General features: G+C 67.8%; 36 protein-coding genes. 21 read left to right on the top strand and 15 right to left on the bottom strand.

Annotated features, from left to right (window positions below):
• The first annotated feature begins 72 nt into the window (after positions 1-72).
• On the top strand, positions 73-1,086 hold the full coding sequence (locus NJ4_RS04760) for a tyrosine-type recombinase/integrase (protein ID WP_067430944.1): 1,014 nt from the start codon (positions 73-75) through the stop codon (positions 1,084-1,086).
• A gap of 182 nt (positions 1,087-1,268) precedes the next feature.
• Here the strand turns inward: NJ4_RS04760 and NJ4_RS04755 are convergent, their stop codons facing one another.
• The 5 genes from NJ4_RS04755 to NJ4_RS04740 form a co-directional block, all read right to left on the bottom strand.
• Positions 1,269-1,940 (bottom strand): hypothetical protein, encoded by a 672-nt coding sequence (locus tag NJ4_RS04755; RefSeq protein WP_067430941.1) that lies wholly within the window; start codon positions 1,938-1,940, stop codon positions 1,269-1,271.
• A gap of 92 nt (positions 1,941-2,032) precedes the next feature.
• On the bottom strand, positions 2,033-2,455 hold the full coding sequence (locus NJ4_RS04750) for a DUF6153 family protein (protein ID WP_067430939.1): 423 nt from the start codon (positions 2,453-2,455) through the stop codon (positions 2,033-2,035).
• Between the two features lie 100 nt (positions 2,456-2,555).
• A complete protein-coding gene (locus tag NJ4_RS26870) occupies positions 2,556-2,690 on the bottom strand; it encodes a hypothetical protein (protein ID WP_281178254.1) in 135 nt (44 codons plus the stop codon).
• A gap of 27 nt (positions 2,691-2,717) precedes the next feature.
• Positions 2,718-3,284 carry a DUF4396 domain-containing protein gene (locus NJ4_RS04745; protein ID WP_245644454.1) on the bottom strand — a complete coding sequence of 189 codons (567 nt, stop codon included), beginning with the start codon at positions 3,282-3,284 and terminating at the stop codon, positions 2,718-2,720.
• 11 nt (positions 3,285-3,295) lie between these two features.
• Complete coding sequence (locus NJ4_RS04740; RefSeq protein WP_067430936.1) at positions 3,296-3,901, bottom strand: TetR/AcrR family transcriptional regulator; 606 nt, start codon at positions 3,899-3,901, stop codon at positions 3,296-3,298.
• A gap of 83 nt (positions 3,902-3,984) precedes the next feature.
• On the opposite strand from NJ4_RS04740, the gene NJ4_RS04735 reads away from it, so the two are divergent.
• Both NJ4_RS04735 and NJ4_RS04730 read left to right on the top strand, forming a co-directional pair.
• Entirely contained in the window at positions 3,985-4,206 is a 222-nt protein-coding gene (locus NJ4_RS04735) for a hypothetical protein (protein WP_067430933.1), read from the top strand.
• Positions 4,203-4,742 (top strand): hypothetical protein, encoded by a 540-nt coding sequence (locus NJ4_RS04730; RefSeq protein ID WP_067430930.1) that lies wholly within the window; start codon positions 4,203-4,205, stop codon positions 4,740-4,742. The genes NJ4_RS04735 and NJ4_RS04730 overlap by 4 nt, the downstream gene beginning before the upstream one ends.
• Positions 4,743-4,764: 22 nt before the next feature.
• Here the strand turns inward: NJ4_RS04730 and NJ4_RS04725 are convergent, their stop codons facing one another.
• The 4 genes from NJ4_RS04725 to NJ4_RS04710 all read right to left on the bottom strand — a co-directional run bounded on the left by NJ4_RS04725 (position 4,765) and on the right by NJ4_RS04710 (position 7,614).
• Positions 4,765-5,589: a DUF3152 domain-containing protein gene (locus NJ4_RS04725; protein ID WP_169799212.1), complete on the bottom strand. Its 825-nt coding sequence runs from the start codon at positions 5,587-5,589 to the stop codon at positions 4,765-4,767.
• A gap of 10 nt (positions 5,590-5,599) precedes the next feature.
• The gene (locus NJ4_RS04720; protein ID WP_067430925.1) at positions 5,600-6,436 is read right to left on the bottom strand and encodes a F510_1955 family glycosylhydrolase; all 837 of its coding nucleotides are present in this window, start codon (positions 6,434-6,436) and stop codon (positions 5,600-5,602) included.
• 66 nt (positions 6,437-6,502) lie between these two features.
• The gene (locus NJ4_RS04715; RefSeq protein ID WP_067430922.1) at positions 6,503-7,066 is read right to left on the bottom strand and encodes a DUF305 domain-containing protein; all 564 of its coding nucleotides are present in this window, start codon (positions 7,064-7,066) and stop codon (positions 6,503-6,505) included.
• An 83-nt stretch (positions 7,067-7,149) separates the two neighbouring features.
• Positions 7,150-7,614 carry a DUF6153 family protein gene (locus NJ4_RS04710; RefSeq protein WP_067430919.1) on the bottom strand — a complete coding sequence of 155 codons (465 nt, stop codon included), beginning with the start codon at positions 7,612-7,614 and terminating at the stop codon, positions 7,150-7,152.
• A gap of 163 nt (positions 7,615-7,777) precedes the next feature.
• Here NJ4_RS04710 and NJ4_RS26505 point away from each other — a divergent pair, with 163 nt between their 5' ends.
• From NJ4_RS26505 to NJ4_RS04675, 8 genes are all read left to right on the top strand, one after another.
• Complete coding sequence (locus NJ4_RS26505) at positions 7,778-8,137, top strand: hypothetical protein (RefSeq protein WP_245644453.1); 360 nt, start codon at positions 7,778-7,780, stop codon at positions 8,135-8,137.
• A gap of 8 nt (positions 8,138-8,145) precedes the next feature.
• A complete protein-coding gene (locus NJ4_RS04705; protein ID WP_245644452.1) occupies positions 8,146-8,784 on the top strand; it encodes a sulfite exporter TauE/SafE family protein in 639 nt (212 codons plus the stop codon).
• A gap of 313 nt (positions 8,785-9,097) precedes the next feature.
• The gene (locus NJ4_RS04700) at positions 9,098-9,448 is read left to right on the top strand and encodes an arsenate reductase (RefSeq protein WP_067430917.1); all 351 of its coding nucleotides are present in this window, start codon (positions 9,098-9,100) and stop codon (positions 9,446-9,448) included.
• On the top strand, positions 9,445-9,897 hold the full coding sequence (locus NJ4_RS04695) for a MerR family transcriptional regulator (RefSeq protein WP_067430909.1): 453 nt from the start codon (positions 9,445-9,447) through the stop codon (positions 9,895-9,897). Before NJ4_RS04700 ends, NJ4_RS04695 begins: the two co-directional genes overlap by 4 nt.
• The gene (locus tag NJ4_RS04690; RefSeq protein WP_067430902.1) at positions 9,894-10,184 is read left to right on the top strand and encodes a hypothetical protein; all 291 of its coding nucleotides are present in this window, start codon (positions 9,894-9,896) and stop codon (positions 10,182-10,184) included. The genes NJ4_RS04695 and NJ4_RS04690 overlap by 4 nt, the downstream gene beginning before the upstream one ends.
• Positions 10,185-10,360: 176 nt before the next feature.
• The gene (locus NJ4_RS04685; RefSeq protein WP_245644451.1) at positions 10,361-10,768 is read left to right on the top strand and encodes a redoxin domain-containing protein; all 408 of its coding nucleotides are present in this window, start codon (positions 10,361-10,363) and stop codon (positions 10,766-10,768) included.
• 6 nt (positions 10,769-10,774) lie between these two features.
• Positions 10,775-11,668: a cytochrome c biogenesis CcdA family protein gene (locus NJ4_RS04680; protein ID WP_067430896.1), complete on the top strand. Its 894-nt coding sequence runs from the start codon at positions 10,775-10,777 to the stop codon at positions 11,666-11,668.
• A 10-nt stretch (positions 11,669-11,678) separates the two neighbouring features.
• Positions 11,679-12,017 carry a YnfA family protein gene (locus tag NJ4_RS04675; RefSeq protein ID WP_067430893.1) on the top strand — a complete coding sequence of 113 codons (339 nt, stop codon included), beginning with the start codon at positions 11,679-11,681 and terminating at the stop codon, positions 12,015-12,017.
• 136 nt (positions 12,018-12,153) lie between these two features.
• On the opposite strand, the gene NJ4_RS04670 is transcribed toward NJ4_RS04675, so the two are convergent.
• The 3 genes from NJ4_RS04670 to NJ4_RS04660 all read right to left on the bottom strand — a co-directional run bounded on the left by NJ4_RS04670 (position 12,154) and on the right by NJ4_RS04660 (position 15,188).
• Positions 12,154-12,399 (bottom strand): YgaP family membrane protein, encoded by a 246-nt coding sequence (locus NJ4_RS04670; RefSeq protein WP_067430891.1) that lies wholly within the window; start codon positions 12,397-12,399, stop codon positions 12,154-12,156.
• A 192-nt stretch (positions 12,400-12,591) separates the two neighbouring features.
• Positions 12,592-12,978, bottom strand: coding sequence for a carboxymuconolactone decarboxylase family protein (locus tag NJ4_RS04665; protein WP_067430889.1), 387 nt, complete (start codon positions 12,976-12,978; stop codon positions 12,592-12,594).
• A gap of 44 nt (positions 12,979-13,022) precedes the next feature.
• Positions 13,023-15,188: an MMPL family transporter gene (locus NJ4_RS04660; RefSeq protein WP_067430887.1), complete on the bottom strand. Its 2,166-nt coding sequence runs from the start codon at positions 15,186-15,188 to the stop codon at positions 13,023-13,025.
• Between the two features lie 116 nt (positions 15,189-15,304).
• Here NJ4_RS04660 and NJ4_RS04655 point away from each other — a divergent pair, with 116 nt between their 5' ends.
• Both NJ4_RS04655 and NJ4_RS04650 read left to right on the top strand, forming a co-directional pair.
• Positions 15,305-15,706, top strand: coding sequence for a DUF302 domain-containing protein (locus NJ4_RS04655; protein WP_067430885.1), 402 nt, complete (start codon positions 15,305-15,307; stop codon positions 15,704-15,706).
• A gap of 1 nt (position 15,707) precedes the next feature.
• Positions 15,708-15,968 (top strand): metal-sensitive transcriptional regulator, encoded by a 261-nt coding sequence (locus tag NJ4_RS04650; protein WP_067430883.1) that lies wholly within the window; start codon positions 15,708-15,710, stop codon positions 15,966-15,968.
• Positions 15,969-16,022: 54 nt separating this feature from the next.
• Here NJ4_RS04650 and NJ4_RS27130 read toward each other — a convergent pair whose 3' ends face one another.
• Positions 16,023-16,337 (bottom strand): DUF202 domain-containing protein, encoded by a 315-nt coding sequence (locus NJ4_RS27130; protein ID WP_082748169.1) that lies wholly within the window; start codon positions 16,335-16,337, stop codon positions 16,023-16,025.
• The gene (locus NJ4_RS04645; RefSeq protein WP_067430881.1) at positions 16,334-16,690 is read right to left on the bottom strand and encodes a YidH family protein; all 357 of its coding nucleotides are present in this window, start codon (positions 16,688-16,690) and stop codon (positions 16,334-16,336) included. The genes NJ4_RS27130 and NJ4_RS04645 overlap by 4 nt, the downstream gene beginning before the upstream one ends.
• Before the next feature lie 337 nt (positions 16,691-17,027).
• Here NJ4_RS04645 and NJ4_RS25525 point away from each other — a divergent pair, with 337 nt between their 5' ends.
• Complete coding sequence (locus tag NJ4_RS25525; RefSeq protein WP_067430880.1) at positions 17,028-17,444, top strand: hypothetical protein; 417 nt, start codon at positions 17,028-17,030, stop codon at positions 17,442-17,444.
• Positions 17,445-17,511: 67 nt separating this feature from the next.
• Here the strand turns inward: NJ4_RS25525 and NJ4_RS04635 are convergent, their stop codons facing one another.
• Positions 17,512-18,030, bottom strand: coding sequence for a MerR family transcriptional regulator (locus tag NJ4_RS04635; protein ID WP_217996754.1), 519 nt, complete (start codon positions 18,028-18,030; stop codon positions 17,512-17,514).
• Positions 18,031-18,122: 92 nt separating this feature from the next.
• On the opposite strand from NJ4_RS04635, the gene NJ4_RS04630 reads away from it, so the two are divergent.
• From NJ4_RS04630 to NJ4_RS04600, 7 genes are all read left to right on the top strand, one after another.
• Positions 18,123-19,622 (top strand): SulP family inorganic anion transporter, encoded by a 1,500-nt coding sequence (locus NJ4_RS04630; RefSeq protein WP_067431179.1) that lies wholly within the window; start codon positions 18,123-18,125, stop codon positions 19,620-19,622.
• Positions 19,623-19,911: 289 nt separating this feature from the next.
• Positions 19,912-20,520 (top strand): fluoride efflux transporter FluC, encoded by a 609-nt coding sequence (locus NJ4_RS25005; RefSeq protein ID WP_245644450.1) that lies wholly within the window; start codon positions 19,912-19,914, stop codon positions 20,518-20,520.
• On the top strand, positions 20,517-20,879 hold the full coding sequence (locus NJ4_RS04620) for a DUF190 domain-containing protein (protein WP_067430878.1): 363 nt from the start codon (positions 20,517-20,519) through the stop codon (positions 20,877-20,879). The genes NJ4_RS25005 and NJ4_RS04620 overlap by 4 nt, the downstream gene beginning before the upstream one ends.
• Positions 20,876-21,247, top strand: a complete 372-nt coding sequence (gene crcB, locus NJ4_RS04615) for a fluoride efflux transporter CrcB (RefSeq protein WP_157550721.1) — start codon at positions 20,876-20,878, stop codon at positions 21,245-21,247. Before NJ4_RS04620 ends, crcB begins: the two co-directional genes overlap by 4 nt.
• A 127-nt stretch (positions 21,248-21,374) precedes the next feature.
• Positions 21,375-22,058, top strand: a complete 684-nt coding sequence (locus tag NJ4_RS04610; RefSeq protein WP_157550718.1) for a phosphatase PAP2 family protein — start codon at positions 21,375-21,377, stop codon at positions 22,056-22,058.
• Positions 22,055-22,894 carry an undecaprenyl-diphosphate phosphatase gene (locus NJ4_RS04605; protein ID WP_067430869.1) on the top strand — a complete coding sequence of 280 codons (840 nt, stop codon included), beginning with the start codon at positions 22,055-22,057 and terminating at the stop codon, positions 22,892-22,894. The genes NJ4_RS04610 and NJ4_RS04605 overlap by 4 nt, the downstream gene beginning before the upstream one ends.
• 259 nt (positions 22,895-23,153) lie before the next feature.
• Positions 23,154-24,401: an MFS transporter gene (locus NJ4_RS04600; protein WP_067430866.1), complete on the top strand. Its 1,248-nt coding sequence runs from the start codon at positions 23,154-23,156 to the stop codon at positions 24,399-24,401.
• Positions 24,402-24,569 lie beyond the last annotated feature (168 nt).

Genomic DNA, 24,569 nt, shown 5'->3' with positions numbered 1-24,569 from the left:
TTTCTGACGAACCCGCCGATTGGTCGCCTGCCCGGTGCTGGCAGCTGGCGCGGTCGCCGCTACGACAGGGCGATGACCACGATGATGAGCGCCGCACTGCCGGCAACCGTCCTTGTCCACCCGATCGACCCGGTCGGCATCATGCCGCGGGGCTTGACCGACACCGACGGCGAGCGGATCGCCGCCGCCATCGAGGCAGCCCGCACCCAGTCGACCCGCCACGTCTATGCCGGCGTCTGGAGCCGCTGGGAGCGGTGGTGCACCAGCCGCGGAGTCGCGGTCCTCCCCAGTGACCCGCTTGCGGTCTGCGCGTACCTGACCGAGCAGGCCGCGGCCGGCCGGGCGATGGGCACCCTCGACCTCATCTGCACGGTGATCCGCCACGTCCACCTCGCGTGTGACCTGCAGAACCCGGCCGACAGCCTCGCCGTCGGCCGGGTGCGCCGCGGCCTGCGCCGCACCTACGGCTCGGCCCCGAGACGGCTGGCCCGACCCCTGTCGGTGGAGGAGATCCGCCAGATCGTCGACGGCATCGACCGCACCACGCTGATCGGCACCCGCGACGCCGCCATCATCCTGCTCGGCTACGCCTCGGCCATGCGTCGGTCCGAACTCGTCGCCCTCACCTTGGCCGACATCGAGGACAAGCCTGCAGGTCTGATGCTCCACATTCGACGGTCCAAGACGGACCCCGAGGGCCACGGCGAGGTCGTCGGCGTCGCCCACGGACAGCACGCCATCACCGACCCCGTTGCCGCCCTCAACGTCTGGCGCGAGATCCGCGGCGCGGCCCCCGGACCGGTCTTCACGCGCATCTGGGGGAGCACCGTCAGTCTCCAGGCGCTCAGCGGACATGTTCCGGCGCGGATGCTCCGCGCCAGGGCCGAAGCCGCCGGGCTCGACGGCACCCGGATCACCGCCCACTCGATGCGCGCCGGACACGCCACCGCCGCCGCGCTCGCCGGGGTCCCATTGGACCGGATCGCTGCCCAGACTCGGCACAAGGACCTCTCCGTCCTCGTCCACCGCTACATCCGCCCCCTCGAGGCACTCGCGACAACCTCGAGCAAGGACCTCGGGCTGTAGTAGCCGTCGGGGCGATCGCGGCGACGATGCGCCGGGCGTCGATCTGCAGCCCCCGCAGGTTGCCGTGCGCGCTGCTGTCAAACCTCATCACATGAATGGCCGGGGCCCGCAGCAATTCATGGCGTGTGGCTGACCTGCAGGGACCGCGCACTCGTGGCGCGCGGCCCGCCGCAGACCCGGGGTCAGTGGCTGTGCGACGTGTGACCGTCGTCAGCGGGCTCGGCCGGCGCCTCCGACGGCTCGTGCCCCGTGTGGCCTCTGTCCGCGGGTGCCTCGGCCGGCGCCTCAGGCGTGTTGGTGGTCGAGTCCCCGCCATGGGTGTGACCCTCGGAGTCGATGGTGTTGCCCAGCGCGGACATGCCGAGCCAGGTCAGTCCCGCGACTACGATGACACCGGCACCGAAAAGGCTGAACGCGTGACGCCAGCGGCCGTCGTTGTCCTTGGCGATGAACGCGGCGAACGACATCACCAGGCCGATCGGCGTCATCGCCGCGGAGCGCTCAGGGAACTGGGTGAAGTGCTGGATGCCGCCGCCGACCATGCCGACACCGAACGAGAGCAACAACGAGAACGCCACCAGGCCGAGGACCTGTCGGGCGTTCGGGCGTTCCGTGGCAAGGAAGAACTCGTTGACGATCGTGCCGAGCAGGAACACCAGCGCCCCGACGATGCAGATCACCGTGTACTGCGGCGGGTCGATCGGGTAGTGGACGACGGCGCCGGCGATGAGGGCGGCGCCCATGAAGTAGAGCATCGCGCCGATGTAGCGCGCGTAGAGCGAGGGCGTTCGTTTGGCGAGCTCCGCCTCGTAGGCGGCCACGTCGTCGGGGGAGAGGTCGTTCTGAACGGTCATATCAGATGGGCCTTTCGAACTTGAGTGTGTGAGAGCAGGCGGAAGCGGCACACGGCACCAAGTCGTGGTGCGACGTGGCGCCGGGCATCTGCTCAGCAGCGCAGAATCGACAGACGGTGCAGACAGGGAGGATCGGCGGATCGCGAGAGAACAGCGATGCGTGAGCCGATCCACCGGGGTATGACTACGACGTACAGGATTCGCCGCGAGATGCCACGGCTCAGCGCGAGTGCAATGAGCGCGGCCATGAGGCAGAGAAGCGCCATGCACAACTCGGCGACGCCGCTGTTGTCATCGTCGGCGGGCGACTCGGAGTCTGCTGATTCTGGCGCCTTGCTCCCAGCGGGTTCGGTGTGGTGCTCGCGGTCGGCCGCTTCCGCAGCGAGCGGAAGTGCCGCATGGCCGGCATGACCTCGCTCGTGCGATGTGAGCGAGTGCATGGCGAAGACGCCGAAGACAACCGCAAAGAGGGTCGCCAGCACCAGGGCGCTGCGTTGCCTCCTGTGCCCGGTCACGCTTCAAGACCATACGGAGGCCAGGTAGCGAATTACCAAACAGAAGGCGTCAACACGCGGGAATGCGTCGAGAGTCACGGCCCAGAACGGGGGTGCTCGGTCACCGTCCTACGTGCTGGCTAGATCCGTGGGAGGGGGCCGGGTCGCGGTCGTCCTCCAGTTCGGCAGCGGTGGAGACGACCAGTCCGCCGAGGAGGAAGCCGATGACGCCGGCGGCCAGAGTGTTGGTGTTCATGTCCTTACTCCGATCTCGACTGGGTCGTCAGTGGTGGTGATGGTGGCTGTCATGCCCGGCATCGGCCTCGGCCTCATGCGCCGGATGCGCCTGCTCCGCCTGGTGGCCCGAATGAGCGGCTGGCTCCGCGTCATGGCCGGTGTGATCGGTGTGCCCGGCATGGAACTTGTGCGTGAGCGCGTGGCCCTTCCCGCGGTCGATGAGGTACCGGTTGACAGGGAAGGCGGCGATGAAGGCGACCGTCAGGGCGATGATCATGCCGAGCCAGAAGATCGGGTTGACCAGCCCGGCCTGCATGGCGCCGGGGATCACAGCCATGACCAGGTTGTCGACGATCTCCATCACCGCGATCGACAGCGTGTCCGCAGCGAAGACCACGCTCAGCGCGGCCCCGAATCCGGCACCAGCCTGGATCAGCGGCAGCGTCGAGAGGGTGTAGCCGAAGAAGAACGCGAGCGCGACCGCCAGCGCGATGGTGACCGCGTTGGTCAATCCGAGTGCAGTGCCGATCATGAGACCGAGGATCTCGCCGATCGCGCAGCCGGTGAGGCAGTGCAGGGTGGCGTTGGCGGCCATGCTGTTGCGCGCGTCCATGGATCTCCCCATCAGTGGCGGGTGGTCGGGCCGGTGGAACCAGAGGCCGACCCTAGGCATTCCTTCGCCAGGGTGGCGAGCCCGGCTGCCTCACCGCGACTGCCAACGCTGCCAGCCCCTTCGGCCGCGTGCAGGATGTACGTTGCGAGTAGCTTGGCCGCGATGTCGGCGCGCACTTCGCCCGCCGCCTGCGCCGCGAGTACGGCATCGATGAAAAGCCGCTCGAGCTCGGTGGTGTTGCGCTGGTGCTGCTCACCGGCATGGACCAGTGCCGAAGTGTCGGGGGCTCCGGCGCGTCCTCGGTGGAAGCAGATCTCGGCGTAGTGGTCGATGAGCCGCTCCAGACCTTCTCGTGGCGTACCGGCACTGGAGTGGGCCTCGCGGAGCGTGGCGAGGTGCTCCTGGACGTGCTCGGCATGGCTCGCCACGAGGATCTCCTCGACCCCGCTGAAGTACTTGTAGAGGGTGGCCCTGCTGATCCCGGCGTGCTGCGCCACCAGCCCCATCGTGACGCCTCGTATCCCGCGCTCGTGGGCGAGACGCCAGGCCGCGTCGAGGATTGCCGCTCGTACATCGCGGCGGTGTTCCTCGACGGTGTCCTTCCAGAGCTTCGGCACGCATCGACCATACGCCTTGTCGTGCCTCAAGACATCATGCATAGTGCTAGAGACAGAGTGTCTAGTAAACGGAGGATTGTGAGATGACGGACGATGGCGACCAGAGGTCGATCTCGAGTCCTGTCGGCGACGAGGCACCCCCAGGGATGCCGTCCTGGGTCAAGTACCTCCTCCTGGGACTCCTCGCGGTCGTGCTGATTGTGGTGCTGGCCATGCTCGTCGGGGGTGGCGACCACGGGCCCGGCCGCCATGGGGCCTCGCACTCCGCGCCAGTGCGGCCTGATGACACCGTGGCTCTCACGTGACCGTCCGCCCGCGCGTTCGGCGTCTGCTGCTGGCCGTACACCTCGCGTGTTCGATCGGCTGGATCGGGGCGGTCTGCGCATACTTGGCGCTGGCGTTCGCCGTACCGCCTGCCAGGGACCCCGAAGTGGTCCGGGCGGCGTGGATCGGGATGGAACTCGTCGGCTGGTACGCCCTCGTGCCCCTCGCGGTCGGCTCCCTTGTCACGGGCATTCTGATGGGCGCCGTGACGAGGTGGGGTCTGCTGCGGCACTACTGGGTGGTCATCTCGCTGGTGGGCACCACGCTGCTGACCGCGGTCCTCATCTTCCACATGCCTGACGTGAGCGCGCAGGCCGATGTCGCCCGTGTCGCGACCGATGAGCACCTGCTGGGCATGGGCAGCGACATCACCCACGCCGTCATCGGACTGGTCCTGCTGGTGGGCATCCTGGTGCTGAACATCTACAAACCCAGAGGCCTGACCCGGTACGGCTGGCGCAAGGAGCGCGCCGAGCGGGCTCGCCAGTCTGAGCGCCGGACCACGGCCAGCGCCTGATCGGCCGGGCGGATCCCTCCCGTCAGTGGCCGACGAGGTCGACGAGGGCGGGCCACGGGTTGGCCTGGCAGCCGTCGAGTCCCTTGGTCTGTTGCAGCATCACCGGGGCAGGCTCGCCTGGGACCGGGCAGTCCACATGCGGGTAGCCGAAAGCGTGACCTGTCTCGTGGTTGACCACGTAGCGCCGGTACGCCTCCAGGTCGCCCGCGTAGCTGTCGGCGCCGAAGCTCCATCGCCACGCATTGATGACGACGTCCGTGCCGTTGCGGCAGGACAGGCGTCCGCCGGTGTCGAGAGGTGCACACAGGGCGTCGGCGGTCTCGGGGCTCGCCAGGACGATGCGAAGATCGGCGTGGTCATCGACGCGCGCGAGTCGGTGATGGGCCGCCCATCCGCGGCCGTCAGCCAGGGTCGCATCCACGAATCGGGCGACGCCCTGGGGCGCGAACGGCAGGCCCTTCTCGACCTCGACCCGGTACGTCGTCGCCCCTTCCGCGTCGGCGGGTGGGGCGGGGGCGACCTCGAAGGCTCCTGTTCCTCGCTCCGGAATCCTGGTCGACGATTGCGCCCCGGTGCGGGGCTGCCTGTCACTCCGCCTGTTGACCTCGATTTCGCCGTCTGGTTGCTCGAGCGGGGGTGTCGCGGAGGACGCGGCAGCGGACGGCGAAGCGACGGGAACCTGGCGGCGAACGTCCGGGTCGCCGGCCATCGAGACGACGGGCGCCGCGATGAGTGTGCTGGTCGCGAGTGCGGCCACGCCCGCGATCAGGTGTCCGCGACGCGTGCGGGTCGCGCGATGTCCGCCGGACCTTCCGCGGTGGGGTTTGGTGGCCTTGTGTCTGCTCATGTCGGCTGCCCTACAGGACGGGTGTCCACGTCTTGCCTGCATCCGTGGAGCGGAAGACGGCGGACTCGGTGGCGGCGTACCAGGCCTGCTCGCTAATCGTGAAGGCCGCCGGTTGCCCGTCGATCGAACCGACCTCTCGCCAGGTCTTGGCGTCGTCGTCGCTGACCCGGACGACGCCGTCCGGGTCGATCCCCGCCAGAGCGCCCTCGGGCGTCGTGTCGAGGTAGATCGTGGTCGGTCCACCGAGCTCACGCGTCTCGCCGGTGGCGGCCTCGATGCTGATCAGCTTCCCCTCGCCGGTGGTCGCGGTGAGCCGATCCGCACCAGCGCGTGCCGCGACACTGATGAGAGGAGCCGTGAGGACAACGTCGAAGCTCGTGCGGTCCTCGGTACGCAGCAGGCGGCCGGCCGTGGCGTCGTAGGCGTACAGAACGTCCTCGGTCGGCTCGAGGATGTGGAAGTCCGCCTCGCCCTGGAGAGCGAGCGGGCTCCATGTCTTCCCGGCATCGGTGGACTCGATGAGCCCCAGGTGTGGAGGCAGGTCCTCGCGCAGATCGGGGTGGCCGCTACCCAGGAAGTGGCCCGGTCCCACGACGGTAAACGCCATCGTGTCCTGCCACCGGTCCGCGACCCGGGTGGACTCACCCGAATCGTCGACGTGGAACAGCCCGAAGTGGGTGGCAACGTAGAGGGTGTCGTCGGCCGGATCGACTCCCAGCCCGTGGATGTGGCCGACCGACGTGTCGTCCGCGGGCTGCGGCTCGGGAGTCGAGTCGGTGGCGCAGCCGGCTGACACAAGTGTGACGGCGAGGGTGATGGTCGCCGAAGCGAGACGGGTTCGATGCATGACGAGGACTCCGGATCGAGGGGGCCGGGCAGGCCGGTTGGCCGGCCTGCCCGACAAGAGGTGAGGTCAGGGCGTGAGCAGGCCCTGCATCGTCTGGATCTCCTCGGTCTGGGCGGTCTCGATGCCTTCAGCCAGCTCGATGGCGTCGGCGTACTCGCCGTCAGCCTGTTCGGTCTTGGCCATCTCGATCGCACCCTCGTGGTGCTCGATCATCATCGTCAGGAACATCTGGTCGAACTCTGCCCCTGATGCGGCTTCGAGGTCGGCCATGTCGCCCTCCGACATCATCCCGGGCATGTCATCGGTCGACATGTCGCCGTGGTCCATGCCGGACATGCTGTCGGCGGGGACGTCCTCGCCCCAGGACTCGAGCCATCCGGTCATGGTCTCGATCTCCGGGTCCTGTGCTGCCTCAATGTCAGCGGCCAGATCCTTGACCTCCTGGCTGTCGGCACGGGTCTCGGCGAGTTCAGCCATCTCGATGGCCTGTTGGTGGTGGAGGATCATCTGCTGGGCGAAGGTGACGTCGGCGTCGTTGTGCCCGGCGGTCGTGTCGTTCTCGTCGTTCCCGCAGGCGGCGAGGGCCAGCAGCGAGGCCGCGAGGAGCACGGCGGTTAGGGTCTTGCGCATGGGCGGTTCTCCATCTGTGTGATCGGTGTCTGGGTAGGCGGAAGCCCGAGTCGCCCCGGCGGGGGACTCGTGGCAGGTGCCTCTCAGCAGCGGATCACGCAGAGTCGGAGTAGATCGGGCGGATCGCGCTCCCGCCCGATGAAGACCGGACGTGTCCAGGTCGGGAGCATCCATTGCGGGAAACGAAGACTGCGCCGCGCCAACAGCAACGCGATGCCGAGCAGTAGCCCGCAGAGGATCGCGAGGCAGAGGCCGAGCAGGCTGGCGCCTGGATCACCGTCCGGCTTCTCATGTCCGCCGGTCGGAGCAGACCCGTCAGCGGTCCGTGAGCCCGACCCCTTCGAACTGTCGCCCGACATGATCCCGTGGCCGGTGGCATGGCTGGAATCGGCCGAGACGGCGCTACTCGCGGGTGCCATCGCCATGGTGTGCCCGCCGGTGTGGGAGCCCCAGCCGTGCATCGACAGGAGCCCGAACAGCGCCAGGGCTACGGCGGCGAACATGAAGCGCGCCCCCGGTGCCCAGCTCGGAGTTCGGAGTTCCCGCATGCCGTCGATCTTAGGCAGGCCGGGGATCGTTAGCGGCTCTGGTCCCGCTGAGTGCGGTCAGCCCGAGTCCAATCAGCCTTATGTGACCAACGCGCTGGCAGTGCACGTCTCCTCGGCCCAGCCCGCTCGCGGGTGGCTGCGACGGCGCCGCTACGACAGGGCCATGAACATCCTCATGCTCGCCGCGCTGCCGGCCACCGCACGCCCCACCTTCGCTTCCACGACCACGGACGATCCTGACCTGACGCGCGTAGGGCTCACGTCCGTCGATGCCGCGCGCATCGGCGAGGCCCTCGCCGCCGCACGCACCGACGGCACCCGACGCCTCTACAACGTGGTCTGGGGCCAATGGCAACGATGGTGCGCCGAGCGTGGCGTCACCGCCGTGCCGGCCGACCCACTCGCCGTCTGCGCCTACCTGACCGAACGCGCCGAAGCAGGCCGCGCCACCGGCACCCTCGACATGGCCTGCACCGTCATCCGGCGCTGTTCGGGTTCGCCGCCCTGCAGGCGGTCATCCTGAACAAGGCCATGAGCCTGATCGTGGTGATCACGGCGCTGCCTGCACGCGCCTTCGCGGTCACGTGGGCTCAGGTCGCTGATCACTGGTGGATCGTTGCCAACTTGCTCGCCGGGTCCCTTGTGGGTGCATGGGTGGCTGCAGGCTGGGCGACCCGGATGCACTCGCGCACCCTGCACCGCACCCTTGCCGTCCTGTTGCTCGCGATCGCGGTGGTGCTGGCGGGCACGCACTTCGCCGAGTTGGGGACGCTCGAACTGTCACCGGCAACCCGGGCGGTTGCCGGCGTCGCCGCTGGCGTGCTGATCGGCATGGTGGCGGCCTTCATGGGTGTTGCCGGGGGCGAGCTTCTGATCCCGACGATCGTGCTGCTCTTCGGTGCCGACATCCGGCTTGCCGGAAGCCTGTCGCTGCTGGTGTCGCTGCCCACGATGCTGGTCGGCTTCGCCCGCTACAGCAGCGACGAGACTTTCGCGGTGATCGGCGACAACCGCCGTTTCGTGCTGCTGATGGGCGCCGGCTCGATCACAGGTGCGGTGGCTGGTGGAGCCCTGCTGCCCTATGTCGGTGGCCCCGTCCTGATCGCAGTGCTGGCCCTGATCCTGGTCGCCTCAGCCCTCAAGGTCTGGCGCCCTCAGGCAACGGACTGAACCGCGAGACGCTTATCCGCGAGCCAGTCCTGCTGCGGGGCTCAGCGCCGCGGCCAGAGAGCTCAGCACCTCGCCTACGAGACCTGGGACCTGCCCAACCCGCAGGGCTGGGAGGCCCCCGGCATTCGGCCGCTCCGCGACCACATCGACGGCCTGGTTGCCGAACTGCTCGATCGGACGCTCGGCTCGCGACCAGCCGCACCCTGACGGATAGCCTCCGACGAGGCCCGGCGACTCGAACCACGCTCGATCTGAGAGATGTTTGCGAGCATCGCTTGCATCCCGTACCCAGGTACGGCCTTACGGTGGAGGCATGACGAACAACCTGATGGCCGACGACTGGGTGCCCTCGGCGTGCACGCTGCCCACCGTTGAACAGCCACTGCGACGTGCGGAGTTCGACGATCTGTTCGCCAACGACGTGCTTGCTGTGGACCAGACCGCACCGGAAGCAGTCCGCTTCGAGTTGCGCGCCGAACCCGAGGTCGTCGCGCGTGCCGCGGACCTGGCCGCCCGCGAGACCGGCTGCTGCTCGTTCTTCACCTTCGACCTCACCATCACCGACGGTCGGGCCACCCTGGTGGTCTCGGCCGCACCCGAGCACGCGCCGGTCCTGGGTGCACTCGCAGCCCGCGCCCACGCGAAGGCTGGGGCGCCCCGATGACGACCGGGCTCCGATCGGGGCAGGTAGCCGAGGCGGTCGGCGTCAACGTCGAGACCCTGCGCTACTACGAACGCCGCGGCATCATCGCCGAACCGGACCGCAGCCTGGGCGGACACCGCCTCTACTCCGAAGAGATCGTGACCACCCTGCGCGTCATTAAGGCGGCCCAGAGTTTGGGGTTCACTCTCGACGAGGTCGCCGAGCTTCTCGAGGCGGGCCGCCATCGGCACGGCGCTGGATCGGGCCTTCAGGCCCGCACCGAGGCCAAGCTCGTCGAGGTGGACCAGAAGATCGCCGACCTGCAGGCGATTCGCGAAAGCCTGATCGCGGCGCGCGACGCCGGCTGCGACGACCTCGTGGAGTGCGCCGCGGCCCAATGCGTAGACGACGACTGCTGCCCCATTCCCTTCTTCCAGATCGGGCAGCGCCCGGAATCGAGCACCGAGTGAACCTCTCCCTCAAGGACCGCCACCTGTACGGCGCGGGAGCCGCGGCCTGCGCCGTGTGCTGCGCCGCACCATTGCTGACGCTGCTGGGCATAGGAGTGGCGGGTGCGGCCGCGACCGTCGCGACCTTCGTCTTCGCCGGAATCGTGTTCGGACTCGTCGTAGCGGCCGGAGCGCTCCTCGCGGTCTGGAGCCAGCGCCGCCAGCGTCGCCAGGCTCCTCGGTGTGCGGACGAGGGCGGGCCGGTCGACATCGAGATCTCCGCGAGCCAGACCGGACCCCGAGCATGAGGAGCAGGGCCGCGGTTGCCGCACTTCTGGCGTCGCTGGTGCTGGGACTGGCCGCGTGCGGCAACGACGCCCCGAGCACTGACGTCCGTGCCAGTCCGACCCAAAGCCAGTCAGTCCCGGACCCTACGGACCCCAGTCCCCAGGGCGATGCGACGACGAAGGCAGCCGAGCCCACGGTGGTCGAGGAACTCCGGTTCACGGCCGAGGCAGTCGACGGAGAGCCCTTCGACGGCACCACACTGGCGGGCAAGGACGCCGTCCTGTGGTTCTGGGCGCCCTGGTGCACCGAATGCCGCCGCGAAGCCCCCCATGTCGCCAAGGCGCGGGCCGACAACCCCGACGTGGTGTTCGTCGGCGTCGCCGGACTCGGGGAGGCCGGCGACATGCGTGACTTCGTCGACGACTACGACGTGGACGCGTTCACCCACCTGGCCGACCTCGACGGATCCCTGTGGCAACGCTTCGGCGTGGTTCAGCAGCCGGCATACGCCTTCGTCGACGACACCGGCAAGATCGAGGTCTACCGCGGCGAGCTCGGTGAGGAAGGGCTCGCCGAACGGGTCAACTCGCTGAGCGGCAACTGACCGCACGTGCTCGACGAGACCCTCGCCTTCGCCCTCGCGGCCGGCACCCTGGCCGCGGTCAACCCCTGTGGATTCGCGATGCTCCCGGCGTACCTCTCACTCTTCGTGGTCGGCGCCGACCAGGAGGCGCGGCCCACGGCCGCGGCATCGGTCGGCCGTGCGCTGACTGCGACCGGCTCGATGACCCTCGGGTTCGTCGCCGTGTTCGGCGTCTTCGGGCTGGTGCTCACCCCGGTGGCGTCGAGCGTGCAGCGTTGGCTGCCGGTCGTGACCGTTGCCATCGGCGTGGTGCTCCTGGTGCTCGGTCTGATGTTGCTGGCCGGGCGGACCGTCACGGTGCACGTGCCGTTCCTCCGGCTGTCCAAGGATCCGGTGGCGAACCCGTTCGCGATGGTCCTCTACGGAATCTCCTACGCCATCGCGTCCCTCGGTTGCACCATCGGGCCGTTCCTGGTCGTGACTGCGACCACGTTCCGCGCCGGAAACACCGCGACCGGGGTTGCTGCTTACACGGCGTACGCCGTCGGGATGGGCCTGGTCGTTGGCGTCCTCGCGATCGGCGCAGCCCTGATGAACCAGACAGCCGTGGGGGCACTGCGCCGGGTCGCGCCCTACCTCACCCGCCTTTCGGGCGCTCTGCTGGTCCTCGTCGGCGTGTACGTCGCCTGGTATGGCTGGTACGAACTGCGGATCTACGCCGGGGACACGGCTGACGACCCCGTCATCACCGCTGCCTCCGAGGTCCAGAACCGACTCGCCCGATGGGTCGACCACCTGGGGCCGACGGTCTTCGCCACGGCACTGGTCGCGCTCGTCCTGGTCGCGATCGCTGCACGAGTGTGGTCAACGCGACGCACGTCCCGAGCCACCACCGCGACCTCGTCGCGCACTCCTGAATAGGCTGCCCACCATGGAAATCCTGCGAAGCGTCGGCTTGTTCGTGCTGGCGGCCGTGGCCGAGATCGGCGGAGCCTGGCTGGTCTGGCAAGGTGTCCGCGAGCACCGCGGCATCGCCTGGATCGGCGCGGGCATCATTGCCCTCGGGCTCTACGGGTTCGTCGCGACCCTGCAGTCCGACCCCAACTTCGGCCGCATCCTCGCCGCCTATGGGGGAGTGTTCGTGGCCGGCTCTTTGGCTTGGGGGATGGCGTTCGATGGCTTCCGCCCCGACCGCTACGACATCGTTGGAGCGCTGGTGTGCCTCGCCGGAGTTGCGGTCATCATGTACGCGCCCCGCGCGACTGCCTAGGTCGAATGCCCCATGGCCTGCCGACTGGTCGATGCCTTCTTGAGCAGTGAGCGATGATCAAGGAGTGAGTGCGACGGACAATTTCAACGCGGCTCGTGCCCACGTTGAAACGTGAGGAAGAGGAAGGCACAGGGGACTACGCCGAACGCGTTGCGTTGTCCGCGTCGGCCGGCGAGCTGGGGTTGAAGGCGCAGCCGGACGCGAGGCCGAGTTTGGTGAAGATCCGCACGGCCGGGCACAAGCCGGTAACGCTGGACTGCAGGAGGTTGAGGCCGACGAAGGTGGTCAGAAGCAACCACCAGGTCGATACCAGGCTGGCCAGCGCGACGCTGATCAGGATGATTGTGCCGGCGAGTGCGAGCACGGCCCGGTCGACGTTCATCGGTTTCCGCCGTTCTGGCCGAGGATCCGGCGGATCCAGGACGTGGGAGCGGTGGTGTCGGTGGGATGGCCTTCGCACCATTGGTCGGCGGGGACGCGGGCTTTGACCTGGGCGATGTGGGCGCCGCAACCGGACCAGGTGGTCTTGGCGCAGGTGCGGCATCGGACTGCTCTGCACATGGTGGGTTTCCTTTCAGGCCGGCGTGGAGCCGGACTCGGTGTCGTCTTCGAAACCGCAGAAGGCGTCGTAGGCGCGGGGGCCGTAGATGGTGGCAGGGCCGCCTTTCATCAAGAAGGTGACGCCGATGGCCTCGGCGGCTTCCTGGCGGCTGGCTCCGGCGCGCGCTGCAGCCTGGGCGTGCGAGGCGATGCATCCGTCGCAGCCTTCGACGACCCCGATCGCCAGAGCGATCAACTCTTTGGTCTTCACATCGAGTTCACCGGCGGTGAAGGCCGCCTTGTGGAGTTCACCGAAGCCCTTGTAGACCTCGGGGATCGCGTGACGGAGCTCGCGGTGCAGCGGCGCCAACTCGGACAGAACGTCCTTGCCGTGCTGGGCGTGGGTGGTAGTGGTGCTCACGCTTGTTCCTTTCGTCGGACCAGTGGTGCGGGGAGCGGCGATGTTCAGCCGTGGGCGAAGCGGATGTTCGGGAGGATCCGGGTCAGCCATTGAGGGGCCCACCAGGCTGCGCGTCCGGTGATGCGGAGCAGGACCGGCAGCAGGATCAGCCGGACGAGGAAGGCGTCGAGGAGTACGGCGACGCCGAGGATGATGCCCATCTCCTTGGGTGGAAGGGGGCCTGAGAGGGCGAAGGTGAAGAAGACCGCGACCATGACCGCTCCGGCGGCGAAGATCACCCGGCCGGAATGGGCGACCGCGCCGACCATGGCCTCATGTGGGTCACCGCTGCGTTCGTAGTGCTCCTTGGCCGAGGCGAGCAGGAAGACCGTGTAGTCCATCGCGATGGCGAAGATCATGGCGAAGAAGAACACCGGCGCCCAGGCGTCGAGGAATCCTTGGGACTCGAACCCGAAGAACCCGGCGCCCCAGCCTTCCTGGAAGATCAGCCGGGCCACCCCGAAGGCCGCGGCGGTCGAGAGCAGGCTCACCAGGGTGCCCAGCAAGGCGATGAGCGGCGCCTGGAGTGCGACGAGCAGCAGCAGGAACCCCAGGGCGAGGATCACGCCGACTACCAGGGGGGTCGAGTCATCGAGCTGGGTCTTCAGGTCGAGGTTCTCCACCGCCGCGCCGCCGACCAGAGTTGTTGACGGCAGTTCGGCACGCAGTCGGTCGACAGTCGCAGCCAGGGCCGGATCGGACGGGTCGACCGTGGGGATGGCCTGGATGAGCGACAGACCAGAGCCATCAGAGGCCGGTGCAGCGGGCATGGCGCCGGCAATCCCGGGATCGCCGGCCACTACAGCGGCGGCCTCCTTGACCTGAGCCTGCTTGACGATGATCTGCAGGGTGCCGGGGGCGCCGGGACCGAAGCTTTCCTGGACCAGGTCGTAGCCGATCCTGGCCGAAGCGTCTTCGGGCAACACCTTGATCGACGGCATCGCGGTCTTCAGCCCGAAGATCGGTGCAGCCAAGGCGACCAGGACGATCAACGAACCCAGTCCCCAGATCAGTGGACGTTTCCACAGGCGTTCTCCCCAGGCGGCGAACCGGGCGGAGCGGTGCTCTCCGGCGCGGACCCACGGGAGCGAGAACTTGTTGATCCGGTCGTCGAGCTTGAACAGGACCAGCGGCAACAGCGTCAGGGTCGCGGCGAGGACGAACAAGACCGCGAGCATGATGCCGCCGGCCATCGACCGGAACGACGGGGAGGGCACCAGCATCACCGCGGAGAGTGAGATCAGCACCGTGGCGCCGGAGAGGAGCACGGCCTTGCCGGCGGTGTCCATGGTCTCCGCGATCGCGGCGCGTGGCGATTCCTGCGACCCCATCCGGGCGGCGCGATAGCGGACAACCAGGAAGAGCGCGTAATCAATGCCCAGAGCGAGGGCGAACATCATCGCGAAGTTCATCGCCCAGATCGAGACCGGGACGAACTGGTTGATCAGCACCAATGAGCCAGCTGAGGCGACCAAGCCGGACAGGGTCAGGAGCAGCGGGAGCCCGGCCGCGACGAGAGCGCCGAACGCGAGGACCAGGATGGCCAGCGTCACCGGCCACGAGAACAACTCCGACTTCAACATCGCGCTCAGATTGGCCTCGTTGAAGTCCGACCACAGCAGCGACGCACCCGTCGGGTTCACACTCACACCGTCGCCGGACAACTCCTGGAGTGGCCCCTTGACGTCGTCGGCGACCCGGACCATCTCGTTGGTGTCAGCCCCTGCGCCGGCCAGCAGCACCGCAGTCTTGCCGTCCTGGCTCAGGGTTGCCCCTGGTCGTGGCTGGATCACCTCGGCGATTCGCGGGTCTGCGTCGAGCAGCGCGGTCGCCCGAGCCAGCACGTCGGCGCCAGCTCCTTCGGTCACCGGTCCGTCGGTAGAGCGGACAACCACCTGAATGGCCGAACTCGCGTTGCCGCCGAAATGGTCACGGGCCAGCTCGCGGGCGGCGACTGACTGCGATCCGTCGGCCTGCCATCCGGCACCGGAGAGCTCGCTCTCCACTCGTGGCGCAAATGCGCCGAGCCCGACGATCAGCAACATCCAGATCGCGGCCGTCGTACGGCGCCGACGGGTCACCCACACGCCGAGCCGACCGAGGGGGCCGGGATGGAAACCGATCTCCGGGTCGAGGTCGGATCGAGACGGGCGGGACGCGATGGCAGTCATGGATCACTCTCTTCGTGAGGAATGTTAGATACCCTAGGGGGTATGCATTCTTGAAGTCAAACACCCCGGGGGGTATCGTGATTCCCGACCGCACCAGCCGCGCAGGAGGCAGCCCGATGAGCAGTTACACGATGGCCACAACCGTGGAGCGGGATTTCCCGGAGACCGTCGAACTGGTCCGCGCCGCCCTGGTGGCGCAAGGTTTCGGGATCATCACCGAGATCGACATGAGCGCGACGTTGAAGGCCAAGCTAGATGTCGACATGCCTCCGCAGGTCATCCTCGGGGCATGTCGTCCAGCACTGGCCCACCAGGCATTGCTTGCCGATCCGTCCATCGCGACACTGCTGCCCTGCAACGTGGTCGTTCGCAGCGTGCGACCAACGACCACCACCATCGAGGCGTTCGATCCGGCCTTCATGGCCAAGATCGCCGACAGCGACGCGGTCCGCACGGTGGCAGCCGATGCCCGTGAGCGGCTGACCAACGTGCTCGAAACTCTTGCGAAGGAGATCTGAAATGCAGCTCGAAGCCGAGGCCATGAAGCCCGTGGTGAACCGGATCAAGCGCGCCCAAGGTCAACTGGCCGGCGTGGTGCGAATGCTCGAGGAAGGCCGCGACTGCGAAGACGTGGTCACCCAGTTGGCTGCGGTCTCCAAGGCCCTCGACCGGGCCGGCTTCGCGATCGTCGCCACCGGTCTCCAGCAATGCATCACCGAGGGTGGCGCCGACAGCCTCGACGTCAAGAAGATGGAGAAGTTGTTCCTGTCCCTGGCGTGAGTATCTCTTCGACAGGGGCGGACCACCAGGGGCGAGATGCTCGGGGCCAGTCGGTCAGCCCAACATCTGTGCAACGGCTGCTAGCCCCAGGGTGACGACCGCAGCCGCAACGGCGAGAGGTTCCCATCCGTCGCCGGAGCGCACCGATGGGGATGCCGAAGCCGCGCACCGGCCGCGCGTCCAGCTGTTCCAGAGCACCCAGAGCCCCAACGGTCCAGCGATCCCCAGGCTGACCCAACTCGCCGCTTCGACGCGGTCATGGGTGATGCGTGCCAGCAGAAGGCTTCCAACAACCAGAGAGACCGCGGTGCGCTGCCAGGCCAGCGCAGTCCGCTCGACTGCCAGGCCCGTGTCTCGAGGCGAGGTCACAGAGCGACCACCAGCAGCACGACGCCGGCCACGACGACGCCAACCGCGATTACGGCACCAACGGGGGAAGCCGGCAAGGGCGCCTGGTGTCGCATGGCCCGCTCCGCAAGCGCCCACCGCACCCATGACGTGGCGGCGGTGACCACGCCAAGGACGATCATCAACGTGGCCAGGATGTGCTGCGCGGACGAAGGAATCGAAAGGGTCACGGTGTCGACGGCGACCCCCGCGGCGAGAAAGGCAAGCGACGTGCGAATCCATGCCAGGAAGGTGCGTTCGTTGGCGAAGGTGAAGCGCTCGTCAGGCTCTACGCCGCCTCGAAACACCCACGCTGGCCATCGCTGTCGGCTCACACCACCAGAGGCTATTCGAGCGAAGGCATGGAGGCGGTCGCAGTGCCTGCGACCGGACCGACAAGGGCCCCGCTGCCCGAGTGGCGCCTCGCGCTTACCGCCGAGCGCAAAGAGCCCAGACGATCGCCCTCTCCATCGACTCGGTCTTGGTGCCGTGAGCGATGATCAAGGAGTGAGCGCGACGGACCATCTCAACGCGGCCGGAGAGCGGCCCGAATGCTGGTGCTGTGGAGGGACCTTCACGGAGTCCGCACTCGTGCGGCTCGGCGCACACCATGAGGTCGCACTGTGCTTCGACTGCGCCCGGTGGCCAATCGCCGCGCCGTCGAACAGTCCGATGGCGATCGTGTCGGGATGCGGGTGCGAGGCCGGCGCAGCCTACGAACTGTCAGAGCCCAAGTCATCCTCCTGGGCATTCACGACTGGCCGCTCATCGGCCCCGTACTTCGACGACTTGATCGGCGGCTCCCATGACCGGGTCCCCGAAGTCGAGGTACCTACTGGACGTATCCAGATCCTTCATGTCCCTGACTGCCCCTTGGTCGACGACGTTGTCCAGATGGTCCGGGAGTGCCAGGACGACTCGGGCGATTCCGGCGCCCCGGAGCTACGCGTCGGTGCGTACCCGTCGCCAACCGTCGTCATCAACGGCCTCGACGTCACGACTGGGGAATCAGTCGCGGGAGAAGCACGCTGTCGGCTGGACTTGCCAACGAGAGAGCAGATCCTCAACGCGCTCGCAAGAGACAGGTGAGTTCGAGATTCAAAGCAAGCCCAGAAGCGGTCCACCTTGGGGCCGCCCGGACGTGCGGAGGGTGCGCTCAGGCGAGCTCGCGGCCCAGTTGACTGATGAACTCGTCGGCCATAGCGAGTTGGCGCTCGAGTTTCTCGCGACGCTGCCCAGCGTCGGTTAGCAGTGCGGCAAGCCGCTCCCGTGCCTCTGCATGCGGGCCGACGGAGTCGCCGTCTCGGAGCACCTCGATGTCCCGCATCGCCGCACGCATCTCATCGAGGGTGAACCCCAGCGGCTTCATCCGCCGGATCACCAGGATCTTCTCGACATCAGCCTCGGTGTAAAGCCGGAAGCCGCCGTCCGTGCGCCCCGAGGGACGCAGCAACCCGACTTCCTCCCAGTGCCGCAGGCTCCGCAGCGACAACTCGGTGCGGGCGGCGACCTCGCCGATCTGCATCACAACGCCGTCGTCGGTGGGGGCGTCCTGGGTCGGCTCGCTCGTCACGGGTGGGCTCTCTCGCATCGATCGGATTTCAACTCTCACGTTACGTGAGGGTAGGGTGGTGCTCAGACTTCCGCCGGCGAAGACGCCGGCACGCGTACCCATGGTGCGCACCATCTCGATCCAACACCAACTCGAACGTGCCGGTCCTCGTGCAGTGCCGGGCGCTGAGGGTTGCTGCCCCGAACGGAGCCCTCTTGAGCGCCACCACCACCCACACGCCCGAACCCACGGTGCGCACCGCCCTGCGCTCGCCGAAGCTGCTGCGGACCGAGGTGCTGGCCGGTCTGGTCGTCGCCCTCGCGCTGATCCCCGAGGCGATCTCGTTCTCGATCATCGCCGGGGTCGACCCGAGGGTCGGTCTCTTCGCTTCCTTCACGATGGCGGTGGCGATCTCCTTCCTGGGCGGTCGTCCGGCGATGATTTCCGCGGCGACCGGCGCCATCGCCTTGGTCATCGCACCCGTGATGCGCGACTACGGCTACGACTTCCTGATCGCCACCGTGCTGCTCGGCGGACTGATCCAGGTTGCGCTCGCCGCAGCCGGCGTGGCCAAGCTGATGCGGTTCATTCCGCGCTCAGTCATGGTCGGCTTCGTCAACGCGCTGGCGATCCTCATGTTCGAGGCCCAGATCGACCACATGCTCGACGTGCCCTGGGCCGTCTACCCGATGATCGCCGTCGCCATCGCCGTCATCGTCGGCTTCCCCCGCGTCAACAAGGTCATCCCCGCTCCGCTGGTGGCCATCGTCGCGCTCACCGCCTTCACCATCGTTGCTGCGGTCAACGTGCCGAACGTCGGCGACGAGGGCGAACTCCCCGACAGCCTTCCGGCCTGGTTGTTCCCCGACGTCCCCTTCGACTTCCACACCTTGGAGATCATCGCCCCGTACGCCCTGGCGATGGCACTGGTCGGCATCCTTGAATCCCTGCTGACCGCCAAGCTCGTCGACGACATCACCGACACCCACTCCGACAAGACCCGCGAAGCGCTCGGCCAGGGCGCCGCCAACGTGATCACCGGCTTCTTCGGCGGCATGGGCGGCTGCGCGATGATCGGCCAGACCATGATTAACGTGAAGGCCTCTGGAGCCCGGACCCGGCTCTCGACCTTCCTCGCCGGCGTCTTCCTGCTCATCCTGGTCGTCGGCTTCGGAGACGTCGTCGCCCTGATCCCGATGGCTGCCCTGGTCGCCGTGATGATCATGGTCTCGGTCGGCACCTTCGACTGGCACAGCATCCATCCCAAGACCTTGCGCCGGATGCCCAAGTCCGAGACCACGGTCATGCTCGCCACCGTCGTGGTCACCGTCCTGACCCACAACCTCGCCATCGGCGTCGGCGTCGGAGTCCTCGTCGCGATGACCCTGTTTGCTCGCCGGGTCGCGCACCTGACAGAGACCAACCGAGAACTCGTCGAGGACGAGCACGGCGCCAAGGCCGTCTACCGGGTCACCGGCGAGCTGTTCTTCGCCTCCAGCAACGACCTCTACACGCAGTTCGAGTACGCCGAGGACCCCGACCGCGTGGTCATCGACCTCTCCGACTCCCACATCTGGGACGCCTCCACCGTCGCATCACTCGACGCCATCACCACCAAGTACGAACGCAAGGGCAAGACCGTCGAGATCACCGGCCTCAACGAGGCCAGCGCTGAGAGGCACGGCCGACTCACCGGCGAACTGCCCTCGCACTGAGGTTCAGGGCAAGGGGTCGGCCATCTGTCGGTGCATCTTTTCCGCCAGGTCGTCACCAGTGCGAGCCGCCTTGGGCAGATTCCTGCTCAATCATTGCGTGCCGGACACGCCACCGCGGCCGAGCGCGTCCAGGCCACGGAGATGGCTGTCGGATCACCGCGGTGTCGGGCGGCTGTCTAGGATGGGAGAACACGATGGCGGTGGGGCTCGCCGACAACCGTGGCGCCAGGCCACCAACAGTCCCTACCTGAGACAGGTAGGAGTTCGTGTGCCCAAAGAAGATGAGCCCGTGACGGTCGATCCACTCAACGACCTCCCGATTGATCCCGATACCGGGACGGACGTCCTCGCGCACGTGACGCACCGATGGCGGACCTTCCTCAGGTCGCGGTGGGACGTGCTCCTGGTCATCGGTGCCGGGGGCGCTCTGGGGAGCTTGGCCCGCTGGGGTGTCGGCGAGCTCGTTCCGTCCTCGAGCGAGTCGTTCCCGTGGGCGACGTTCATCGAGAACATCTCCGGCGGCCTCGCCCTCGGCGTGCTCATGGTGTTCGTGCTCGACGTGTGGCCACCGCACCGCTACCTACGCCCCTTCCTGGGCGTCGGCCTCCTCGGCGGCTACACGACCTTCTCCACCTACATGCTGGACTCACGGCACCTCCTGGCCGAAGGCCAGGTGGCGACCGCATTCGCGTACCTGGGCGGCTCGCTACTGGCCGGGCTGGCCGCGGTCTGGTTCGGCATCGCCTCGGCCCGCCTCGTCGCGTCCGGATCACTGCACCGAAGACGACAACCGCAGCAACCAGCGGACCGCGAGCAGCCCGAGCACCCGACCCCCCAGCACCTGACCCCCCAGCACCTGACCCCCCAGCACGTCGACGACCAAGTGAGGAACCCATGACGCTCCAAGGCGCCGCGACCAGGCTGACCATCATGGTGGGCGAATCCGACCAGGCCCACCACCACCCGGTCTACACCGAGATCGTGCACCGGGCACACAGGGCCGGCCTCGCCGGTGCCAGTGTCTTCCGCGGCATCGAGGGGTTCGGCAAGTCCAACCACATCCACACCACCCGGCTGCTCTCACTGAGCGAGGACCTTCCCGTGGCGGTGGTCATCGTCGACACCGACGAGCGGATCCGCGGCTTCCTCCCCGAGTTGGAGGACCTGGAGATCGAAGGGCTGGTGATCCTAGAGCCGGTCGAGGTCATCCGGTACGCCGGCCGCGGACCGTCCGGAGCAGCGGAGGACCTCCGGTGACGGTCGCAATGGTGCTGCTCGGTGGCGCGATCGGCGCACCCCTGCGCTACCTCACCGACCTGGGCGTGCAGTCGCGACACGACAGTGTCTTCCCCTGGGGGACCTTCACCGTGAACGTCCTCGGCTCCCTCATCCTGGGCGTCACCGCAGCAGCGGTCGTCGACCTCGGGTCGCCGCCGTGGGTGCTGGCCCTGGTCGGTACCGGGTTCTGCGGTGCGCTCACCACGTTCTCCACCTTCGGGTTCGAGACCATCCGGCTGCTCGAGGAAGGGTCGGTCCTCACCGCCGCAGCCATCAGCGTCGCAAGCCTCGCCGTCGGACTGGGCGCCTGCGCGGGTGGCTTCGCGGTCGCCGGCGCACTGCTGTGAGACCGCCTCAGGACCCGCGGCCGAACCCAGGGCGCGAAGCCGCCCGCCAAAGAAGGAGAACAATGATCAACGCTCCGAGCAGGACGCGCTCGTGACGTCGGCCGAGAGAAGGACCAGCGACTCAGGGATGCCCGGGCGGCTTGAGCAACCGGAGAGTCTCAGCGGGCTCGGGGCCATCCGGGTCGGGTGGCTCCTCACTGTCGCGGTGCTAGTTCTGGGTGCCCTGACCGTCGCGTTGGTCCTGGGCTTCGGCCCGCTCGACCGACTCGATACGACGGTGGCCGGTTGGGGTTACCGGGCAACGTACGGCCACCATGGCTTGAGCGGCTGGTGGATCGGAGTGGCGGCGTACGGGCAGCCGATGGTGCTCCGTGCCGCGCTGGTGCTCATCGCCCTGTACTTCGCCTGGAAGCGCCGCTGGGCGTTGGCGATCTGGCTCGTCGGCCTCACCGTTGCCGAGAACGTCATCGCTCCCCTGACCAAGCACCTGCTCAGCCGGCCCCGGCCCGACTGGCTCCACCCCATTACGGTCGAACACAGCCTGTCCTACCCCTCCGGTCACGCCGCAGCTGCCGGGACCTTCACGACCGCCATGATCCTTCTCGCGCTCGCGACGTTGAGCCGCGGTTGGCGGCGGGGGTTGATGCTGGTGTTCGCCGTGCTCGTCGGTTTCATTATCTCGATGGACAGGATCTTTCTCGGCGTGCACTACCTCAGCGATGTCATCGGAGGAGTCCTTCTCGGGGCGGTCATCGTTCTCGCCGGGTGGCTGTTGATGCTGCGGCGTCTGCGCGAACGGCATACGGCATGACCCTGTGGCAAGCAGTGCTGCTCGGCATCGTCGAGGGCATCACGGAGTTCCTGCCGGTCTCGAGCACCGGTCACCTCACCATCGCCGAGGAGCTGCTCGGGCTGCCAGTCGACGACCCCGGCGTCACCGCTTTCACCGCTCTGATCCAGGTCGGGGCGATCGCGGCGGTGCTCGTCTACTTCCACACCGACATCCGAATCCTGGCGGTGGCCTGGGTCCAGGGCATCGTCGTGCCCGCAGAACGACAACGACCTGAGTATCGGACGGCCTGGTACATCATCGCCGGGTCGATCCCGATCGGTGTCGTCGGCTTTCTCGCCAAAGACCTGATCGCCGGCCCGCTGCGCTCCCTGTGGGTGGTGGCCCTTGCGCTCGTAGCGTGGAGCCTGGTGATGTACCTGGCCGAGCGCGTCTCCTCACGTCATGGCGAAGCGGAGCGGGCGCTCACCCTGCGTGACTCGGTGGTGATCGGGATGGTGCAGTGCGTGGCGTTGGTGCCCGGCGTGTCGCGATCCGGAGCCACGATCAGCGCCGGGCTTTTTCGCGGGCTCGACAGGGTCACGGCCACGCGGGTGTCGTTCTTCTTGTCCATCCCGGCACTTGTCGCGGCCGGCGCCTACGAGGGGGTGACCACGGCGTCGCAGATCTCCGCCACCGTCGGATGGTGGCCCACCGTGATCGCGACTGCGGTGAGCTTCGTCGTTGCCTACGCATCCATCGCGTGGCTGCTCCGGCTGGTCGCGGGGCACCCGATCACTGTCTTCATCGGCTACCGGGTCGGGCTGGCGCTACTGCTGATGGCAGGTCTTGTCTCGGGTCTGGTGAGCGCCACGTGACACGTCCTCGGGTCAGCTGGAGTGGACCTGGTCCTAAACGCCCTCCTCGCGTGGCGATGAGCCGTGATCGCCGCCGGTCCAATCCTCGACGACTACGGACCACCAAGATCCCCAACACTTCCGGGAAGCCAGCCCCTTCATCTCTCCGAGCACGCCGATGGCAGCACCCGAACCGAACGCCAGCATCCGCGGCCCAGGTCCCCGCCGGTGAAGGACCTGGCAACCGATCAACGACAACCCCCAGCGTGGGGATCGCCAGATGACGACATCGCCGACCCCGGCGCCCCACGTGCCGGCCATGCGGCCGTGGCACTTCGTGCTCGTCTTCGGCCTGGTCAGCCTCCTCGCTGACATGGTCTACGAGGGAGCCCGCAGCATCATCGGCCCCTACCTCGCCACTCTCGGCGCGAGCGCAACCCTGGTCGGTCTGGTGGCCGGAGCGGGTGAGTTCATCGGCTATGGCCTTCGCGTCGTCACGGGCTACGCCGTGCAGCGACGGGGCAACTACTGGACCTGGACGATCACCGGCTACGCGCTAACGGTGCTCAGCGTCCCGCTGATCGGTGCGACGGGTGCGATGGCGCCAGCACTGCTCCTCTACGCCTCCGAGCGGCTCGGGAAGGCGGTGCGGTCGCCGGCGAAGGACACCTTGCTGTCCCATGCCTCGGCAGGCACTGGTCGGGGAAGCGCCTTCGGCGTCCACCAGGCACTTGACCAGACCGGCGCTGTGCTCGGACCGCTTTTGCTCGCGGCTGTCCTGGGGTGGCGCGAGGGCGACTACCGGCTTGCTTTCGGGGTGCTACTCGTGCCTGGCGTGCTCGTGATCGCGCTGTTGCTGTGGCTGCGCAGACGCGCCCCCGACCCAACCGAGTACGAGACCGGCCTGGCCGCACCCATTCAGGCCCCCGCGGCTGCTCTCGACACCCATCGCCTGCCGGCGCTCTTCTGGCAGTACGTCGCGGTCCTCGCTCTCCTGTCGTGTGGCGTGGCGTCGTTCCCGTTGCTGGCCTTCCATGCCGTGACGACGGGTCTGCTGCGCGACAGCCTCGTTCCCGTTCTCTTTGCCGTGGCGATGGCCGTCGACGGCGCGAGCGGGTTCCTGGTGGGGCGGCTCTATGACCGGCGCGGAACTGTCGTCCTGCTCGCCGTCCCGATCGCGGCAGCGGCAGCTGCGATCGCATTCGGCCACACCGTGGAACTTATGTGGGCCGGTGTCGCGATCTGGGGAGTCATCAACGGCGTCCTGGACTCCACCGTCAAGGCCGTGGTCACCGAGATCGTGCCGAGCGCGTCACGTGCGTCGGCGTTCGGCTGGCTCGCGCTGGTCCGTGGCTTGGGGCTCCTAGTCGCGGGCGGTGTCCTCGGACTCGCGTACGACCGGAGCCCACAGACCGTCATGGTGGTGATCGTCATTGCGAACGTCCTCGGCCTGGGAGGACTGGTCCGCACACTGCGCAAGATCGATCGCGAGAAGACGGCCCCTTTCTCGGGAACCGGGCGCGGCTGAAAGGAGTCGGCTCTGTCGTCCGACATGGCGGGTGGGAACTTGCGGGACCTCCGGCGTTGGGTAATTTGTGAATTCAACACGTCATCAGAAGGTCAGCCTTATGTGATCAACGCCGTGCCGCCGCAGTCCGGTGAGCCGCGTATCTGGCGTTGGGGGAGCGGGCGGCGC

It is taken from the genome of Nocardioides jensenii JCM 1364 = NBRC 14755, from assembly GCF_001552535.1.
Lineage (GTDB): Bacteria > Actinomycetota > Actinomycetes > Propionibacteriales > Nocardioidaceae > Nocardioides > Nocardioides jensenii.
Note: the sequence above shows the minus strand (reverse complement) of the source record. Positions and strands in the feature narration are given on the sequence as shown.